15 protein-coding genes are annotated in these 17,459 nt (G+C 65.1%); 10 read left to right on the plus strand and 5 right to left on the minus strand.

Features of this window, described 5'->3' with window-relative positions; all coding sequences use genetic code 11:
- Positions 1-607 precede the first annotated feature (607 nt).
- Genes AC1DQK_RS06285 through AC1DQK_RS06305 form a run of 5 tightly spaced genes read left to right on the plus strand, consistent with a single transcriptional unit; the run spans position 608 to position 5,456 of the window.
- Positions 608-1,225 (plus strand): polysaccharide biosynthesis/export family protein, encoded by a 618-nt coding sequence (locus AC1DQK_RS06285; protein WP_477868513.1) that lies wholly within the window; start codon positions 608-610, stop codon positions 1,223-1,225.
- The gene (locus AC1DQK_RS06290) at positions 1,222-2,397 is read left to right on the plus strand and encodes a hypothetical protein (RefSeq protein ID WP_477868514.1); all 1,176 of its coding nucleotides are present in this window, start codon (positions 1,222-1,224) and stop codon (positions 2,395-2,397) included. The genes AC1DQK_RS06285 and AC1DQK_RS06290 overlap by 4 nt, the downstream gene beginning before the upstream one ends.
- A complete protein-coding gene (locus AC1DQK_RS06295; RefSeq protein WP_477868516.1) occupies positions 2,394-3,845 on the plus strand; it encodes a GumC family protein in 1,452 nt (483 codons plus the stop codon). The genes AC1DQK_RS06290 and AC1DQK_RS06295 overlap by 4 nt, the downstream gene beginning before the upstream one ends.
- Positions 3,842-4,627 (plus strand): CpsD/CapB family tyrosine-protein kinase, encoded by a 786-nt coding sequence (locus AC1DQK_RS06300; protein WP_477868518.1) that lies wholly within the window; start codon positions 3,842-3,844, stop codon positions 4,625-4,627. The genes AC1DQK_RS06295 and AC1DQK_RS06300 overlap by 4 nt, the downstream gene beginning before the upstream one ends.
- Before the next feature lie 49 nt (positions 4,628-4,676).
- The gene (locus tag AC1DQK_RS06305; protein WP_477868520.1) at positions 4,677-5,456 is read left to right on the plus strand and encodes an acid phosphatase; all 780 of its coding nucleotides are present in this window, start codon (positions 4,677-4,679) and stop codon (positions 5,454-5,456) included.
- A 97-nt stretch (positions 5,457-5,553) separates the two neighbouring features.
- Here AC1DQK_RS06305 and AC1DQK_RS06310 read toward each other — a convergent pair whose 3' ends face one another.
- Positions 5,554-5,748 carry a hypothetical protein gene (locus tag AC1DQK_RS06310; protein WP_340316887.1) on the minus strand — a complete coding sequence of 65 codons (195 nt, stop codon included), beginning with the start codon at positions 5,746-5,748 and terminating at the stop codon, positions 5,554-5,556.
- A gap of 139 nt (positions 5,749-5,887) precedes the next feature.
- Positions 5,888-6,805 (minus strand): MlaA family lipoprotein, encoded by a 918-nt coding sequence (locus AC1DQK_RS06315; RefSeq protein WP_477868522.1) that lies wholly within the window; start codon positions 6,803-6,805, stop codon positions 5,888-5,890.
- A gap of 137 nt (positions 6,806-6,942) precedes the next feature.
- Between AC1DQK_RS06315 and AC1DQK_RS06320 the strand changes: the two genes are divergently transcribed.
- The 5 genes from AC1DQK_RS06320 to AC1DQK_RS06340 all read left to right on the plus strand — a co-directional run bounded on the left by AC1DQK_RS06320 (position 6,943) and on the right by AC1DQK_RS06340 (position 13,739).
- Positions 6,943-7,914: an ArsR/SmtB family transcription factor gene (locus tag AC1DQK_RS06320; RefSeq protein WP_477868524.1), complete on the plus strand. Its 972-nt coding sequence runs from the start codon at positions 6,943-6,945 to the stop codon at positions 7,912-7,914.
- Positions 7,911-8,855 carry a methylenetetrahydrofolate reductase [NAD(P)H] gene (gene metF / locus AC1DQK_RS06325; RefSeq protein ID WP_477868526.1) on the plus strand — a complete coding sequence of 315 codons (945 nt, stop codon included), beginning with the start codon at positions 7,911-7,913 and terminating at the stop codon, positions 8,853-8,855. Before AC1DQK_RS06320 ends, metF begins: the two co-directional genes overlap by 4 nt.
- A gap of 18 nt (positions 8,856-8,873) precedes the next feature.
- Positions 8,874-9,929: a homocysteine S-methyltransferase family protein gene (locus tag AC1DQK_RS06330; RefSeq protein WP_477868528.1), complete on the plus strand. Its 1,056-nt coding sequence runs from the start codon at positions 8,874-8,876 to the stop codon at positions 9,927-9,929.
- A gap of 116 nt (positions 9,930-10,045) precedes the next feature.
- Positions 10,046-12,649: a methionine synthase gene (metH, locus tag AC1DQK_RS06335; RefSeq protein WP_477868530.1), complete on the plus strand. Its 2,604-nt coding sequence runs from the start codon at positions 10,046-10,048 to the stop codon at positions 12,647-12,649.
- 85 nt (positions 12,650-12,734) lie between these two features.
- Positions 12,735-13,739, plus strand: a complete 1,005-nt coding sequence (locus AC1DQK_RS06340; RefSeq protein ID WP_477868532.1) for a right-handed parallel beta-helix repeat-containing protein — start codon at positions 12,735-12,737, stop codon at positions 13,737-13,739.
- Between the two features lie 83 nt (positions 13,740-13,822).
- On the opposite strand, the gene AC1DQK_RS06345 is transcribed toward AC1DQK_RS06340, so the two are convergent.
- From AC1DQK_RS06345 to AC1DQK_RS06355, 3 genes are all read right to left on the minus strand, one after another.
- On the minus strand, positions 13,823-13,966 hold the full coding sequence (locus AC1DQK_RS06345) for a hypothetical protein (protein ID WP_477868534.1): 144 nt from the start codon (positions 13,964-13,966) through the stop codon (positions 13,823-13,825).
- Positions 13,967-14,026: 60 nt separating this feature from the next.
- On the minus strand, positions 14,027-15,673 hold the full coding sequence (locus tag AC1DQK_RS06350; RefSeq protein WP_477868536.1) for an alkaline phosphatase family protein: 1,647 nt from the start codon (positions 15,671-15,673) through the stop codon (positions 14,027-14,029).
- Positions 15,674-15,745: 72 nt separating this feature from the next.
- On the minus strand, positions 15,746-17,401 hold the full coding sequence (locus tag AC1DQK_RS06355) for an amidohydrolase (RefSeq protein WP_477869256.1): 1,656 nt from the start codon (positions 17,399-17,401) through the stop codon (positions 15,746-15,748).
- Positions 17,402-17,459 lie beyond the last annotated feature (58 nt).

The following is a 17,459-nucleotide window of genomic DNA, read 5'->3' on the forward strand; positions in this document are numbered from 1 at the left end:
CGCATGCGACGCTGCGGGCGTGGCGAAATTGGTAGACGCAACGGACTTGAACCATCGATCGAGTGCTCGCCGGGAAACCGGCGATGCAGAACTGCTCAAATTCGGGGAAGCCTGATTCCTGGTGATCCCGAGCCAAGCCGCCGGAGTATTTCCTCCGGCGGAAGGTGTAGAGACTAGACGGGCAGCGCCTACGTCCACGCAAAGCGGATAGGGCGAAGGGATAGTCCAGACCACGAACGGGTCTCGCGGCCCGGCGGCGAAAGCCGAAGTGGTATGAAAATCCGTAAGGTCGCGAGACCTGTGGGGGTTCGAGTCCCCCCGCCCGCACCAGCTTTCGTCCGATCGGCCCCCTGGACTCGGGCTCGCCCGGATCATCAATCGCCTGTTAAGCATTGGAGCCTATGTCGGGGCGAGGGTTGCGTGGATGCGTCGCGGCAATTGTTAGCTTCTGCAAAGTCCCCGATTGTGTGGGCTTTTTCTGTTTCAAGCGCCGCGTTTTTGGGGCAATTGTGCAGCGGAACCGCAATTGATCGACAGGAGCCGTGTTCCGACATGCGTCGGGCGACCCGGCGGGAGTCGGTCTGATGCGGAGGGCGATGGGGTTGTAATGCGTAAACGGGGGACGATCGGGGCGGCGCTGCTGGCCGTGACAGGTGCAATGCTGCTCCCGTCGCCGGCTCTCGCCATGGTGGGACCGCCGGCACCCGGCGCGCCCCCGCTCAAGCCCTATCGCATCAATCCGGGCGACGAGATCGAGATATATGTGTGGGGCGACGAGCGGCTCCAGCGCGTCTTGAAGGTGCTGCCCGACGGCAGCGTGTCTTTTCCGCTGGTCGGCCGTATCGATGCGCTCAACAAGCTTCCTACGGACCTCGAAGGCGTGATCGTCGCAGGACTGTCCGATCAATATCGAAACTCGGTGCCGCGCGTGACGGTGTCGGTGAAGAATCCCAGTGGCCTGAGCTTCTCGGTAGCCGGCAAGGTGCGGACGCCGGGCGCCTTCACCCCGGGTCATTATGTCAACGTGCTCGAGGCGATCAGCGTCGCCGGCGGACCGACCGAGTTCGCCGATCTCAGCAAGGTCAAGATATATCGCAAGAATGGCGGTCAGATCCAGGTGATCGAGGTTCGGTTGGACAGCGCGATGAAGGGTTCGCCTTCGAGCGCGGATCTCCAGGGGGCGATCGTGGAACTGCAAAGCGGCGATACGGTGGTGGTGCCATGAACGCGGGTTCCAGGCTGTCCGCCGGTTCGTGCGCTGCCGCGTTCGTGGCGCTGGCCATGGGCGCTCCGGCCTGCGCCGGTCCTGCGAAGCTGTCGGTCGATACGACTGTCCGGCTCGGTTATGACATCAATCCCTTCCTGTCGCCGGGCAGCGACCTGGCGAGCGGCTATGTCGAGGCTACCGTCGCGCCGAAGCTCACGAAGCGGACCGAAAAGGGCGTGGTCGAGCTCTCCGGTCACTATGAGCGCACGGAATATCTGCGCCGTTACGGAAATTCGAATCAATATGGTGGCGAGCTGGCGGTCCAGCAGCGCGTTACGCCGAAGCTGAGCATATATGGCGCGCTGCGCTATGACAGCGAGGTGATCGGCCAGAGCGACGACATAGTGACGGGCGCCCCGATCGACGATACCGATGTCAACCTGATCGGCCTGCGGCGGCGCGCCGACACCTATAGCGTCAGCGGCGGCTGGGAATATCAGGTCGGCCCCAAGGACACGCTTTCCGCCAACGGCGGCGCCACGGCGACTCGCTATGGCAGCGGCCCAGCCGGCGGTGATTCCGACAATATCGGCGGGAGCGTCGCCTGGCAGCATGCGATCAGCTCGCGATCGAAGATCGGCCTCAGCGGCTCGGTCTACCGCATCGATTATGACACGCCGGGCCTGAGCACGATGGTCATGCAGCCGTCGGTCACCTTCTCGACCGAACTCAGTCCCACCTGGCATTTCGATGCCTCGCTGGGCATGTCGTTCAGCGATCTCACGCTCCCAAATACGCGCGACGAGAGCAGCAAGGGGCTCTCCGGCACGGTGAACCTCTGCCACAAGGGCGTGAAGGATAATTTCTGCCTCTATGCCGACCGCTCGGTGAGTGGATCGGGCGCCGGCAGCACGGTGGAACGCACGCAGCTCGGCATCAGCTATAACCGCCGGCTGACCGAGAAACTCGGCTTCTCCGCGAACGGTAGTTACGCGCGCAGCAAGTCGCAGGCAGGGACTATCCCGACCCGCGAATATGTCAGCATACGCAGCGGCTTCGACTGGCAGATGACGCCACGGCTCAAGCTGGGCAGCGAGGGCCACTACCGCGACGTGTTTGGCGGCCGCCAGATCAGGGCGGACTATGGCGGCGATCTCTACGCCATCCTGACGCTGCCGCGGTCGCAATGACCGAGCATGTCGATCCGTCGGCCGATGGCGATTTGGCCGATGGCCTGCTCCGTTATCTGCCGCGGATATTGTACCAGCGGCGCTGGTTCGTCCTGATCCCGTTCGGGGTGAGTGCGCTGACCGGGCTCGGCCTCGCTTACGGCCTGCCCGCGCATTACCAGTCCTCCGCCACGGTCGTGGTCGAGTCGAAGGAACTGCCGGAGCAGATCGCGGCCGCGTCGGTGAACGACCTGATCGACCAGCGCATCGCCAAGATCCAGCAGCAGATATTAAGCCGTCCGGGCCTGATCGAGCTGATCCAGAACAATGATCTCTATACGTCCGAGCGGCACAAGAAGTCGCTGTCGTCGATCATCGATATGATGCGCAAGGCCACGGCGATCACGCCTGTCACCGCCGATATCGACAAGCTTGCGGCCCGCCGCGGCGATTCGAGCACGATCGCCTTTTCCGTGTCCTTCACCTATTCGGATCCGGCCAAGGCGCAGGCGGTGACGCAGCAGTTCACAGAGAAGCTGCTGAAGCTCGACAGCTCGCAACTGTCGGCGCAGGCCGATGCGACCGTCGGTTTCTTGCGCGACCAGGCCGCCCAGATCCAGGGACAGATCGCCGAACTCGAAGGCAAGCTCGCCGACATCAAGAGCCGCAACGGGCTCGCCCTGTCACGGATCGGCGGTTTCCTGCCCTCGACGTCCAACTATGATGTGCAGATCGCCCAGCTGCAGCGCGAGAATACAGAGCTGCAGGGCAAGCTGAACAGCAACAGCACCAATGCCGATGATCGCGTCATCCAGGCCGAGGCTGGGCTCGCATCGGCCAAGGCGCTCTATTCGGACAATCATCCCGACGTGATCGCCGCCCAGCAGAAGCTGACGGAGGCCCGCGCTGCGGCGAAGGCCAATGGCAGCCCGCGCAACAATCCCGCGATCAGCGCGCAGATCGCCGCGAACAATCGCACCATCGCTACGCTGTCGGGCGCCAAGTCGGTCGATATGTCGCGCGCCAATGCCACCGTGGCCGCGCAGAGCGGGGCTCCCCTGATCGAGGAGAGCATTCGCCAGTTGGAAGCGAAGGCGGATGGCCTGCGCGCGAATTACGACCGAATCTCGGGCAACCTGCTCGCCGCCGAAGCCGCGCAGAAGATGGATGCCGAGCAGCGCGGCGAGCGGCTGGTGCTGGTCGACCCGCCGACGATGCCGGACGAGCCCAATTCGCCCAACCGGGGGTTGCTGATCGTCGGCGGCCTTGCCGTGGGGGCCGCGCTCGGCCTCGGCCTGGCGCTGCTGATCGAATTGATCCGCCGTCCGATCCGGGGCGGCGCCGCGCTTCAGTCGATACTCGGTGTCGGTCCGCTGGTGGTGATCCCTACGCTCAAGCCGAAGCGACGCGGATCGGCCAAGCGCAAGAAGACGCGCCTGTTCAGCCGACGCAGGGCGATCCGCGCATGAGCTTCGATCCGCCCCAACGCGTCGAACCGGGCGCTTCCGTGCCCGGCGCCGCCGATCGCGCCACCGGCTTCGAGACGCTGCGCGAGACCGGCATCTACGGCTTCGACAGCAAGGATATCCGATCGCGACCCTTCACCCTGCTGCGCGCGCAGGTGCTTCGAATCGCACGCGCTCGCGGCTGGAAGATCATCGGTGTGACGTCGCCGACGCCCAAGGTCGGAAAGAGCTTCGTCGCGTCGAACCTCGCAGCCGCCCTGGCGCGGACGCCGGAGCTCCACACCTACCTGTTCGATTTCGACCTGCGGCGCTCGACGATCGCGCGCAACTTCAAGCTGAGCGGAGAGGTTGGGCTGTCGCATTTCCTCGATGGCACCATCACCGACCTCCGCGAAGTGGCGAAGACCATCGCCAACGAGCAACTGACTATCTTTCCGAGCTTCCCGAACGCCGCGGCATCGGACGAGCTGGTCTCCTCGGCGCGGATGGATTCGCTGATCGCGGCGATGCGCCAGCTCCCGGAGAATACCCTGTGCCTGTGCGATTTGCCGCCGGTGTTCGCCAATGACGACGCGGTCGTGATCAGCCAGAAGATCGACGCTTATCTGATGATCGTCGAGGACGGCGTCACCACCCGGAAGGAAGTGCGCGACAGCTTCCGCCTGTTGTCTCCGGCACCCTGCATAGGCACCGTGCTCAACCGCTATGACGCCGGGCTGATCGGCGGCGACTATGGCTACGGCTATGGCCAGAACAAGCGCTACGGCGGATATTACGACGATTGACCGCAGGCACGGTGCGGGCAAAGCTGCCTCCTGAACGAGGGGGGCGGTGATGAAGGGCTTTTACAAGGGGTTGGCCGCGGCTTTGCTTGCAACGGCGGGCGTCACGATCGCCGCTGTTCCCGACGGCGTTGCGTTCCTTCCGCCGGGTTTTCTCAGCCTCATCGACGTGGTGCCGCCGGCGCCCATCGCGCAGGAGCCCCGAGGGGTCGCCGACCAGGAAATATTCAAGCTGACGCGGGCGCTGAAGGGCAGTGCGCGCTGGGACATGGCGATCGCGGATGCCGCGGTCGATACCGCATCGATGATGCGCGGCTTTGCCTGTGCGGTACGGGTCGTGATGACTCCGCAAACTGCGCCCAGAACTGCGGCGCTGCTGGAGAAGGCATCGCGCGACGCGGCGCGCGAGGCGAACGAGCTGAAAGGCTATTACAAGAAGAAGCCTCCCTTCCTGCTCGATTCGGGAGAGACCTGTGCGTCTCCGCCCCAAGGCGTGGAATATGGCTATCCGTCGGATTATGCGACCCGCGGCTGGACCTGGGGATTGGTCCTCGGCGAGGCGGTCGATGACCGCGCGGCACCGATCATGGCGCGCGCGCGGGCCTATGGGGAGAGCAGGATCGTCTGCGGGATGGCGAGCATGAGCGCGGTCGACGCTGGCCATATGGTCGCAAGCGCAACGCTGGCGGTGGTCCGCACCGAACCCGGCTATACCACCGCAATGGTCGCGGCCCGGGCCGAGCTGGCGGTGCTTCGCAAGACCGGTACGGCTCCCTCGGCGCAGAGTTGCTCGGCAGAAGAGATGTTGGTGAGCCAGCCGATTTTCCGCTGACGTCCAGGCTCTTGCGGGCACAAAAAAAGGCCGTGCGCGAGCGCACGGCCTTCTTGTTGCTCAGGTAGCGGCTGTCAGACAGCCGCTACCAGCGCGATTACATCGCGTTCGAAGCGTTGTCCGCCGGAGCAACCGCATTCGAATCAGCCATCGCAGCGTTGGTGTCGACCACCGCGTCGGCCGTGTTGTCGACGACGGTCGTGTTGTTCTCGACGGTCGTTTCGGTCTTCTTGCACGAAGCCAGCGACAGCGAGGCGGCGGCGATAAGCGAAAGGGCAACGATCTTCTTCATGATCGAATTCTCCGGAAGTGAATTAAAAAAAGAGAGTGGCTCGAACGATCCAATCACGTTCAGGCTTGTTTCCCCCCGAAACAGGCTCGGACTTCTTACAGTTTTGCGCAGTGCGATGCAATGTCTCTTGTTCCGGTAGTTAATTCGGCTGTCCCGAAGGCCCGGAAGTGGCCGGATCACTTGGTTTCGCTGCCGGTTCGGATTGAGTTGCAGGGCCGGCCGGATCGGCCGGGGCAGCCGCGCCGGCATCAGGGATTCCGGCGTCTGCGTCCGCTGCAGAGCCGGCCTCGGCGCCGATGGGATTCGCCTCGGCATCGGCTGCGGCCGCTGCCTCGGCGGCTGCATCGTCGCCTTCCTGGTTGAGGATCTCGGCCCGCCGACGCTGCAGATAGGCCGACCGCGCTGCGGCATAAGGGTCGAGGCTGGATTCAAGGAAGTTGTCCGCGCCCGTCTCGATCAGCCCGTCGCGCACGCTGATGATCTGGGTTGCGGTCATGGCCAGCGGAACGCCGTGCGGCAGGCCACACTCGCTCAGGCAGACGCGATAGGGGTCGGTGAACTGCGCGATGCCGGTCCCGACGCCGTCGCGCAGCGTCGAGGGGCCGAGCAGCGGAAGCATTAGGTAGGGACCGCCATTGGCACCCCAGATGGCGAGCGTCTGGCCGAAATCCTCCGGTGCGGGCTTGATGCCGGCGCGCGATGCCTGATCGAAGAGGCCGCCGATTCCGGCCGTGCTGTTGACGAGGAAGCGGCCGAGATTGCGCACCGCCCGGTCAACCTTGCCCTGCAGGACATTGTTGATGAACGAGAAGGGCTCCCCCACATTGGCGAAGAAGTTGCGCACGCCGTCGCGCGCAGGCTTCGGAGCGACAGCACGGTAGACCTGGGTCACCGGCTTGACGATGATCTTGTCGGCGCCGCGGTTGACCGCCCAGACGCCGCGGTTGAACCCCTCCAACGGGTCCTTCTCGGCGAGCCGGTCGGTCCCCGTCGTGGCGCAGGCCGAAAGCGTCAGGCCAACGGCAACAGCGCCGATCATCCTCACCGAAGCTCGCATTGTAGAGATCCCCTTTTCGGGCGGATCGTTCCGCCGCCGGTCATACATTTGAAACATGGCGGCGTTCCGCCCGGTGAACGGCATGCCCGCCACTGCCGGGCTGGGCAAGCGCCTTGACCACATATAAAGATTTCTTTATGTGTGAATATATGCCGTGCGATGCCCTCTCCATCTTCCGGGCGCTTGCCGACCCCACCCGCCTGCGCATCTTCCATCTGTTGCGCGCGATGGAGTTGTCGATCGGGGAGCTTGCGCAGGTGCTGACGCAGAGCCAGCCGCGTGTTTCCCGCCACGTCAAGATACTCGCGGATGCCGGGCTGTGCGTGCGCCGCAAGGAAGGCAGCTGGGTGTTCCTCGGCCTCGGTGCCGAGGCGTGCGTCACGCCGCTGTTCGCGGCGATCGACGACTGGAACCGCGCTGCCGACGATGTCTGGGCGGTCGCGGATCGTGCGCGACTGGCCGCGGTGCGCGCCGATCGCGCTGCCGCGGCAGCGCGATATTTTGCCGAACATGCCGAGGAATGGGATGCGATCCGCTCGCTCCATGTGCCCGAGAGCGCCGTCGAGCAGCGCATCGTAGATATGCTGGCCGATGCGCCGATCGGCAGGATGGTGGACATCGGCACCGGCACCGGCCGCATGATCGAACTGGTCGGCGGCCAGGCTTCGGCGGCGCTCGGAATAGATCGCAGCCCCGAGATGCTTCGCCTTGCCCGGGTCAAGCTGTCCGAAGCCGGGCTCGCCCAGGCCGAGCTGCGGCAGGGCGACATGTATGCGCTGCCGCTCGGCGATGGCTCGGCCGATCTCGTCATCCTCCACCAGGTGCTCCATTTCGCCCAGCATCCGGCGGCGGCGATAGCCGAGAGCGCACGGCTGCTGTCGCCCGGCGGCCGCCTGCTGATCGTCGATTTCGCCAGTCACGAGCGCGAGGATCTGCGCAGCCGCGACGCGCATGTCCGCCTCGGCTTCGACGATGATCAGATCGGGGGCTGGTTTCACGCGGCCGGGCTGGGGTTGGACCGGGTCGAGGCGCTGGTCGGCGATGCGCTGACCGTCAAATTATGGTTGGGCTTGCGCGGCCAGCGCAGCCAGTTGAAGGCAGTATCATGACATCGCTACCGTTGACCCAGCTCGAAGAAGCGCGCCGCGCGCTCGATGCTCCGCTGTTCGCCGACCTGGCGGGGGACGCCGCCGTCTCGTTCGAATTCTTCCCGCCCAAGACCGAGAAGATGGAAGAAACGCTGTGGAATGCGATCCAGACGCTCGCGCCGCTCAAGCCGCGTTTCGTCTCCGTCACCTATGGCGCCGGCGGCTCGACGCGTGAGCGGACCCACCACACCGTGGCGCGGATCGCGAGCGAGACGGATATCCCCGCGGCGGCGCACCTGACCTGCGTCGAGGCGAGCAAGGCCGAGATCGAGGAGATCGCCCGCGGATATTGGGCTGCCGGGGTGCGGCATATCGTTGCGCTGCGCGGCGATCCGCCCGTCGAAGGGACGAAGTTCACGCCCCATCCGCAGGGCTATCGCAACGCTGCCGAGCTGGTTGCAGGGCTGAAGGCGATCCATCCGTTCGAGATTTCGGTGGCGGCCTATCCCGAATGCCACCCCGAGGCGGCGAGCGTCGAGAGCGACATCGCCAATCTGAAGGCCAAGTTCGACGCGGGCGCCACGCGCGCGATCAGCCAATTCTTCTTCTCTCCCGAAGCCTATTTCCGCTTCTGCGACCGAGCCCGCGCGGCCGGCATCGTTGGCGAGATCGTGCCCGGCATCCTGCCCGTGTCGAACGTCGCGCAGACTCGCAAGTTCGCCGGGCTCTGCGGTGCCGCCATCCCGGCGTGGATGGACCGGCTGTTCGAGGGTCTCGACGATCACCCCGCGTCGCGCCAGCTCGTCGCCGCGACGATCGCGGCGGAGATGTGCCGCCGCCTCTATGCGGGCGGCGTGCGCCAGTTCCATTTCTACACGCTCAATCGTGCCGAACTATCCTTCGCGATCTGCCACCTTCTCGGCCTGCGGGCAGATGCCAAGCAGCTCGAGGTGGCGGCGTGACATCCGGAAGGTTTCCCCATGCAGAAGTCTGAAGCCGCCATCCGTTTCCGCGAGCAGGCGAAGCAGCGCGTCCTGATCACCGATGGCGCGTTCGGCACCATGATCCAGAGCTACAAGCTCCAGGAAGCCGATTATCGCGGCAGCTATGATCTGGCCGATGATCAGAAGGGCAACAACGACCTGCTGGTGCTGACCCGCCCGGACGTGATCGATGAGATCACCCGGCAATATCTCGACGCGGGATCGGATATCGTCTCGACCAACACCTTCAATGCCAACATCATCAGCCAGGCCGATTATTCGGCGGTCCATCTCGTCCGCGACATGAATCTCGCGGCCGCCCGGATCGCGCGCAAGGCGGCCGATGATTACGCAGCCAGGGATGGCCGTCCGCGTTTCGTCGCAGGTGCGATCGGGCCGACCAACAAGACGCTGTCGCTGTCGCCCGACGTCAATGACCCGGGTTTTCGCGCGGTCGATTTCGACACGATGCGCGACGTCTATCAGGACCAGACGGCGGCGCTGCTCGACGGCGGTTGCGACTTCATCCTGATCGAGACGATCTTCGACACCCTCAACGCCAAGGCGGCGATCATGGCGGTGCTCGAGGAGCAGGCGAAGCGGGGCGTCGAGATCCCGATGATGATCTCGATGACGATCACCGACATGTCGGGCCGCAATTTGTCGGGCCATTCGGTCGAGGCGTTCTGGCACGCGATCCGTCATGCCCATCCGTTGACGGTGGGGCTCAACTGCGCCTTCGGTGCCGATCTGCTGCGCCCGCATGTCCAGGTTTTGTCGGGCATCGCCGACGTGCTGGTGATGATCTACCCCAATGCCGGCCTGCCCAACGACCTCGGCCATTATGACGAGCGGCCGCACACCACCGGCAACTTCATCAGGGACTGGGCGGACCAGGCGCTGGTCAATGTCGTCGGCGGCTGCTGCGGATCGACGCCGGCGCATATCGCCGCGATGGCCGACGCGGTGGCGGGCAAGCCGCCCCGCGTTCCGCACGCGCATGACCATCGAACCCGGCTGGCCGGCCTCGATCCGATGATCATCGCGGCCTAGACATTTTCTCCGTCATCCTGAACTCGTTTCAGGATCCACCACCCATCCACCCATGCCTTCTCCAAGCGGCAGAGTGGATGCTGAAACAAGTTCAGCATGGCCAGGCTACACCAATCATGACCAGTTCGACCCCCTCCACCGCCCAGTTCGTGAATATCGGCGAGCGCACCAACGTCACCGGATCGGCGGCGTTCAAGAAGCTCATCATGGGCGGCGACTATACGAAGGCTGTCGAAGTCGCGCGGCAGCAGGTCGAGAACGGCGCGCAGGTCATCGACGTCAACATGGACGAGGGCCTGCTCGACGCCGAGTTCGCGATGACGACCTTCCTCAAGCTGATGGCGGCCGAGCCCGACATCGCGCGTATCCCGGTAATGGTCGACAGCTCGAAATGGTCGGTGATCGAGGCGGGGCTGAAATGCGTGTCGGGCAAGCCGATCGTCAATTCGATCAGCATGAAGGAGGGCGAGGAGGCCTTCCTGCATCACGCCCGCAAATGCCGCGCCTATGGCGCTGCCGTGGTGGTAATGGCGTTCGATGAGGTCGGCCAGGCCGATACGAAGGAGCGCAAGGTCGAGATCTGCGAGCGCGCCTACAAGCTGCTGGTGGCCGACGGCTTCGCGCCCGAGGACATCATCTTCGATCCCAACATCTTCGCGGTGGCGACCGGCATCGACGAGCATCGCCGCTATGCGATCGACTTCATCGAGGCGACCGCGGAGATCAAGAAGCGCTGCCCGCATTGCCACATTTCGGGCGGTGTCTCGAACCTGAGCTTCTCGTTCCGCGGCAATGAGCCGGTGCGCCGGGCGATGCACAGCGTGTTCCTCTACCACGCGATCCAGGCGGGGATGGACATGGGCATCGTCAACGCCGGCCAGCTCGACGTTTACGATGCGATCGATCCGGAACTGCGCGAAGCCTGCGAGGACGTGATCTGGGACCGGCGCGAGGATGCGACCGATCGCCTGATCACGCTCGCAGAGCGCTATCGCGGCACCGATGCGGTCGCGGAGAAGGCGGCCGAGGAATGGCGCGGCTGGGGCGTCGTCAAGCGGCTCGAACATGCGCTGGTCAAGGGCATCGACGCCTATGTCGTCGACGACACCGAGGAAGCTCGCCAATTGTTCGACCGGCCGATCGAGGTGATCGAGGGGCCGCTGATGGACGGGATGAACGTCGTCGGCGACCTGTTCGGGTCGGGCAAGATGTTCCTGCCCCAGGTCGTCAAATCGGCGCGGGTGATGAAGAAGGCGGTCGCGCACCTGCTGCCGTTCATCGAGGCGCAGAAGGTCGCGGGCGCGCGGCCGAAGGGCCGGATCATCATGGCAACCGTCAAGGGCGACGTCCACGATATCGGCAAGAACATCGTCGGCGTCGTGCTCCAGTGCAATGGCTATGAGGTGATCGACCTCGGCGTGATGGTGCCGTGGATGACGATCCTGGCTGCCGCCAACGAAAATGATGCCGACATGATCGGGCTGTCGGGCCTGATTACGCCGTCGCTCGACGAGATGGTGACGGTGGCGGCCGAGATGCAGCGCACCAACATGACGATGCCCCTGCTGATCGGCGGCGCTACCACATCGAAGGTCCACACGGCGTTACGGATCGCGCCGGCTTATGCCGGGCCGGTGGTGCATGTCCTCGACGCCAGCCGAGCGGTCGGCGTTGCGTCCACGCTGCTGTCCGATACCCAGCGCGACGATTTCGTTGCGAAGACCGCGGCGGATTATGACGCGGTGCGCAGGGCGCGCGAGGGCAAGGGGCAGAATGAGCTTGCGACCCTGGCCGAGGCGCGGGCCAACGCCTTCGTCGCCGATTTCGCGCTGAAGCCCGAAGCGCCGAAGCACCCCGGCACGCATGTCTTCGCCGATTGGCCGATCGAGGATCTGCGCGACTATATCGACTGGACGCCGTTCTTCCGCGCCTGGGAGCTGGCTGGCAACTATCCCGCGATCCTCGACGACGCTCTCGTCGGTGATAGTGCGCGAAGCCTGTTCGCCGATGCGCAGACGATGCTCGACACGATCATCGCCGAGAAATGGCTGACGGCGAAGGGCGTCGCCGCGCTGTGGCCGGCGCGGAGCGAAGGCGACGATGTCCTCGTCCAGCCGGGCGAGGCGTGGGTGCGCCTGCCCTTCCTGCGCCAGCAGATAAAGAAGCGCGAAGGCCGTGCGAACATGTGCCTCGCCGATTTTGTCGATCGCGAGAATGACTGGCTGGGCGGTTTCGCGGTCAGCATCCACGGTATCGATTCGCACAGTGCCCGATTCAAGGCCGACTATGACGATTATCGCGACATCCTGCTGAAAGCGCTCGCCGATCGCCTCGCCGAGGCGTTCGCCGAGCGCCTCCATCTGCATGTCCGCACCGATCTGTGGGGCTATGCCGAGGGCGAGCAACTCACCAACGAAGCGCTGATCCGCGAGCAGTATCGCGGCATCCGGCCGGCGCCGGGATACCCGGCCTGTCCCGATCACAGCCACAAGCCGATCCTGTTCGATATGCTCGACGCTTCCGAAGCTACCGGCGCCACCCTGACCGAGAGCTTCGCGATGTTGCCGACAGCGGCCGTGTCGGGCTTCTATTTCGGCCATCCTGAGGCGGCCTATTTCGGCGTTGCGCGGATCGGACGGGACCAGCTCGAGGACTATGTCGGCCGACGCGGCGTGGACCTGGAGACGGCGGAGCGGTGGCTGCGGCCGAACCTGGATTAACCCGATCCTCATCGGCCGTGGCATATCGTCGCGGCTTGGTGCGATAGGCATGGACCCCCGGCTTCCCAGGGGAGAGGGTATCGGTATGTGGCGTCGGCTCTCAGTGCTCCTTCTTTCGGCTGCGCCGCTTTCAGCGGCCCCCTTCACCGTCGAGCAGACCGGTGCATCCTACGCGACGCTCGGCGAAGCCGTCCTCGCCATCGGTGACGGCAACGGCTCGATCCTGATCGCGCCCGGCCGCTACAAGGACTGCGCGGTGCAAACCGCCGGCCGCATCGCCTATCGTGCCGCGCGCCCGCTGGCGGCGATCTTCGACGGCGGCATTTGCGAGGGCAAGGCCGTACTGGTGTTACGCGGGCGCGGGGCGAGCGTCGACGGGCTCATCTTCGAAAATCTGCGCGTGCCCGACGGCAATGGCGCGGGCATCCGCATCGAGAAAGGGCCGCTTGCCGTCACCCGCAGCATCTTCCGCAATTCGGAAGAAGGCATATTGGGCGGCGGCGACGATCCCTCGTCGGACATCAGCGTCGATCGGTCGACCTTTTCCGGCCTCGGCCGCTGCGACCGGGGGCTCGCCTGTGCGCATTCGATCTACGCCAGCGCCTTTCGCTCGGTGACGGTACGGCGGAGCCGATTCGAAAAGGGCCGGGGGGGCCATTATGTGAAGAGTCGCGCCGGCCGCATCCTGGTTAGCGACTGCAGCTTTGACGACAGCGCTGGCCGTGCCACCAATTACATGATCGACCTGCCCGAGGGAGCGACCGGGCGCATCGAGCGCAATTTCTTCGTCCAGGGCGCCGACAAGGAAAACCATGCCGCCTTCATCGCAATCGCGGCAGAGGCGCAGCGCAACAGCTCGGCGAATCTGCTGATCGCCGACAATGTGGCGAATCAGGTGCGCGGGGCCGCATGGCCGAGTGCGCTGATTGCCGACTGGAGCGGATCGGCCAAGCGGGTCGAACGAAATGGAACAAGCCCGCAACTGCAGGTGCTGATGCGCGTCCTGCCGGACAACCCCACCCTCGCGGACAAGGTGCGGGCGCGGCTGCGCTATTATGCCGGGCGGGTTCGTGATCGCCTGATCGGCTGATCACGAATGCAAAAGATGCATGCAGTTGCATAAATTGCATTCGTGACGACCTGTTTTGAAATTGCGTTGGAAGGAGTCCCTTCTTATTTGTGCTGCATCGCACAACGGATGTTCGGCAACGAATAATCCCTAGAAGGAGCAAGAATATGACGTATTTTGAAGGTGCAGCTACGGCTTTCTTCGCTGTTGCGGTGCAGGCGCTCGCAGTCGCGGTCGTTCTCGTCCACTAAGCACTCCTCCCGGACCGGCCGCCCTCGTGGAGGCCGCCGGGGGCGCATGACCGCTGTCTAGCGTGGGCACGCCCCGCCGAGATCAAGGCAGCGGCCATCGACCGGTACTGGTGGCTCTATCCCCGCCACAGCCGCCAAGGTCGGCGCGATATCGACGGTCTCGATCGGCTGATCACGGGTTTCCGCGGCAACCTGCGGCCACCAGAATAATATCGGCACCTGCCGATCATGATCCCATGGGGAGCCATGACCAGCCACCGCGTCGCCCATGCGGCGCGGCACGCCGAAGCTGGTGTGTTCCGCATAAGCCACCGCAATGTCGCCGGAGCGATCCCGGTCATAGCTTTCGTTGAACCGCTGCTGCATCGTCAGCCTGTCGGGCGGCGTTCCAGCCGGCACCGTGGCGGCTTCGATCTCGGCGCGGCTATAGGCCGCCCTCACTTCGGATTGCCGCTTCAGCCAGTCGATCGCCGCCCGCTGCACTTTCGCGGCAAGCGCCGGATCAAGGCGAGGATCGATCACCAGCTGTTGCGGATCGTCGCCGATGATCGGTTCGGCGGCGAGCGCGAAATCTTCCTTCAGCGTCGTGTTGAGCCTCCCGATAAAAGCTCTGGAATCCAGCCGGGCTGCCCTGTTGTCGTGCTCATGCTCGCGCTCGGCGGCGTCGGTTGCGCCATGATCGGCGGTCAGCACCACCATGATCGGCACGCCGCCTGCCCTAGCTTTCGCGATCAGCCGGCCGATCGCGGTATCCAATGCGGCCTGCTGGACGCACATTTCCGCGCCGCCATTCCCGAAACGATGGCCGACATAGTCGGTGGCGGAAAGGCTCACCGACAATATGTCGGTAGCCGGGCCGCGACCCAGTTTCTCGCGTCGGATCAACTGGATGGCGAAGTCGACAGTGGCTTGGTCAAGGAGCGGCGACGCACGGAGCGCATCGTGGAAGGCCTTGGACTCAAGGAACCTGTCGCCGCCGGTGACCCCCTGAGCCATTTCGGGTGGTACGCGGCCGGAGATATCCATCTGCCCGAAGCGACGCGGCCGCTGGAGCGCAGCACAGGCGCTCGAAGGGTTCTGCCAGAGCGCGGGCGGCGCAACCTTCCATCGGTGCATCAGCTTGCGGTCGAACTTTTCAGCGCGCCTGATTCCTTCCGGGTCGGCCGCGCCGGCGAAGCGCGAGGTCTGGAAGCCCTTGCCGTCGACCCACCAGTAGACGCCGTCGGCATGCTTGCCGGCCATCATGATCGCGGCGCGGTCCTTGCCGGAAACCGCAAAGGAGCGCGCGCCGGGCTCGGCTGCCTTGATCCAGTCGCCCAGCGTCGTCACCCGCATGTTCTGCGGCCCTCGCGCATCGGGATCGGCCTCTCCCGGTGGTCCGGCGCAATAGATGTTCGAGCCGGTCTTCAGGTCGAGCCAGCTGTTCGACACGATGCCGGTGCCCGATGGATGCCGCCCGGTCAGGATCGTTGAATGGCCGGGACAGGTCTCGGTTGCGGCGTGGCTTTGGTAACCAGTCGGATAGGCGACGCCGCCTGACAACGTCTTCAACCCGTCGACATAGCTTTCCCGATAGCGCTTGAAGACTTCGCTCGAGAATTGATCGACCGCGATGGTGAGGATCAGCCTCGGTTTGGGCGGAGGTGCGGCCTGGGCGGCAAGGGGAAGGGCGGCGAGAGCGATGGCCAGCATCTTGCGTCGCATGATCACTCCTTAGCCACTGGCGGGTACCGATGAGCTGACGGATATAGGTCTGGAGCATGTCACTTCCGTGAACTATTTCGCCACCCAGACGCGTTTGCCACCCACCCAGGTTTCCAGCGGCCGCGCCGCGCGGATGTCCGTCGCGGTCGCGGTGAAGATGTCGCGGTCGAGGATCAGGAAGTCGGCCATGTGACCGGGCGCCAGGGTGCCGAGGCGGTCCTCGGCGAAACCGGCGAAGGCGGCGGTGGCGGTGAAGGCGCGGAATGCCTCGGTGAGGCTGATGATCTGCTGCGGCTGCCAGCCGCCCGCAGGCTGGCCGTCGGGCCCTTGCCGGCTGATCGCCGCGGCCAGGGCCGGAAAAGGATTGGGGCTCTCCACCGGGTAATCCGACCCGAAGGCGAGCGGCACCTTGTTGTCCAGCATCGTCTTCCAGGCATAGGCGCCGCCAAGCCGCGCGGGCCCCAGCCTGGCTTCGGCCATGGTTCGGTCGGAGATTTGGTGGAACGGCTGCATCGAAGCGACGATGCCGTTCTTCGCGAAGCGCGGCAGGTCGGCAGGATCGACGATCTGGGCATGCTCGATCCGCCAGCGGCGGTCCCCCTTATAGGTTTCGCCAAGCTCCTCGATCGCGCCGAGCACCTGCGCATTGGCGGCGTCGCCGATGGCATGGACCGCGACCTGGAAGCCATCCATCGCGGCGCGGCTCATCAGGTTGCGCAGCTTTGCGTCGTCGAGGAACTGCAGTCCGCGCTGTCCCGGCGCATCGGCATAGGGAGCCTTGAGCCAGGCACCGCGCGATCCCAGCGCGCCGTCGGCATAGAGTTTGACGCCGATCATGCGCAGCTTGCCGTCATAGAGCCACGGTGTCGGGCCGGTGCCGGCGACCGACAGCAACGGCTCGATGCCATGGGCGTAGGAAATGACGCGCACCCGCAGCCGCCCGGTATCGCCGGCGCGGCGCATCACCTGCCAGTCCTCTGCACTGGTGCCCATGTCGCAGGTGGCGGTAATGCCATAGCCGAGCAATATATCCTGCGCCTTGGCGAGCGCCGCGTCGCGATCGCGCGGCAGCATCGCCGGCACCGCGTCGAGGATCAGCTTCTGCGCTGCATCGACGAACACGCCGGTCGGGTTGCCCTTCGCGTCACGCTCGATCCGTCCGCCGGCCGGGTCCTTGGTTCTCGCGGTGATGCCCGCTGCCGCCATTGCCGCCGAATTGGCGAGCACGGCATGGCCATCGACCCGATCGAGCACCACCGGACGGCCGGGCGTGATGGCATCGATGTCGGCTGCGGCGGGGAAGCGACCGAGGCCCCAACGGTCCTGGTTCCAGCCGCCGCCCCGGATCCAGGGCGGGGTCGGCCGATCGGCGGAATATCTGCGCAGCGCCGATTGCGCCTCGGGCAGGCTGTTGGTGCTGGATAGGTCGAGCGACAGCGCCACCTGCCCGAGGCCCATGACGTGGCCATGGGCGTCGATCATGCCGGGAATGACCGTCCGGCCCCCGGCGTCGAGCCTGAAGTCGAGCCTGTCGGGGCGCTTGTCGCTGCGGTCGAGTAGTCGGGCAACCTTGCCCTGATCGTCGATGAGCAGCCCGGTGAAGCGGACGAGCTGGCCCTTCTTGTCGAAGCTGTAGCCGTTGGCGTTGTCGATGAGGCCATCGGCGAGGGCGGGGGAGGCGAGGAGGGCGAGGAGGGCGGCGAGGAGGGGTTTGCGGGAGTTCGTCATCCCGGCGGAGGCCGGGATCTCAGGAGAATTGCGCGCACCCTCAGCTCCTGGGACCCCG

The organism is Rhizorhabdus sp. P4_G5 (assembly GCF_056401065.1).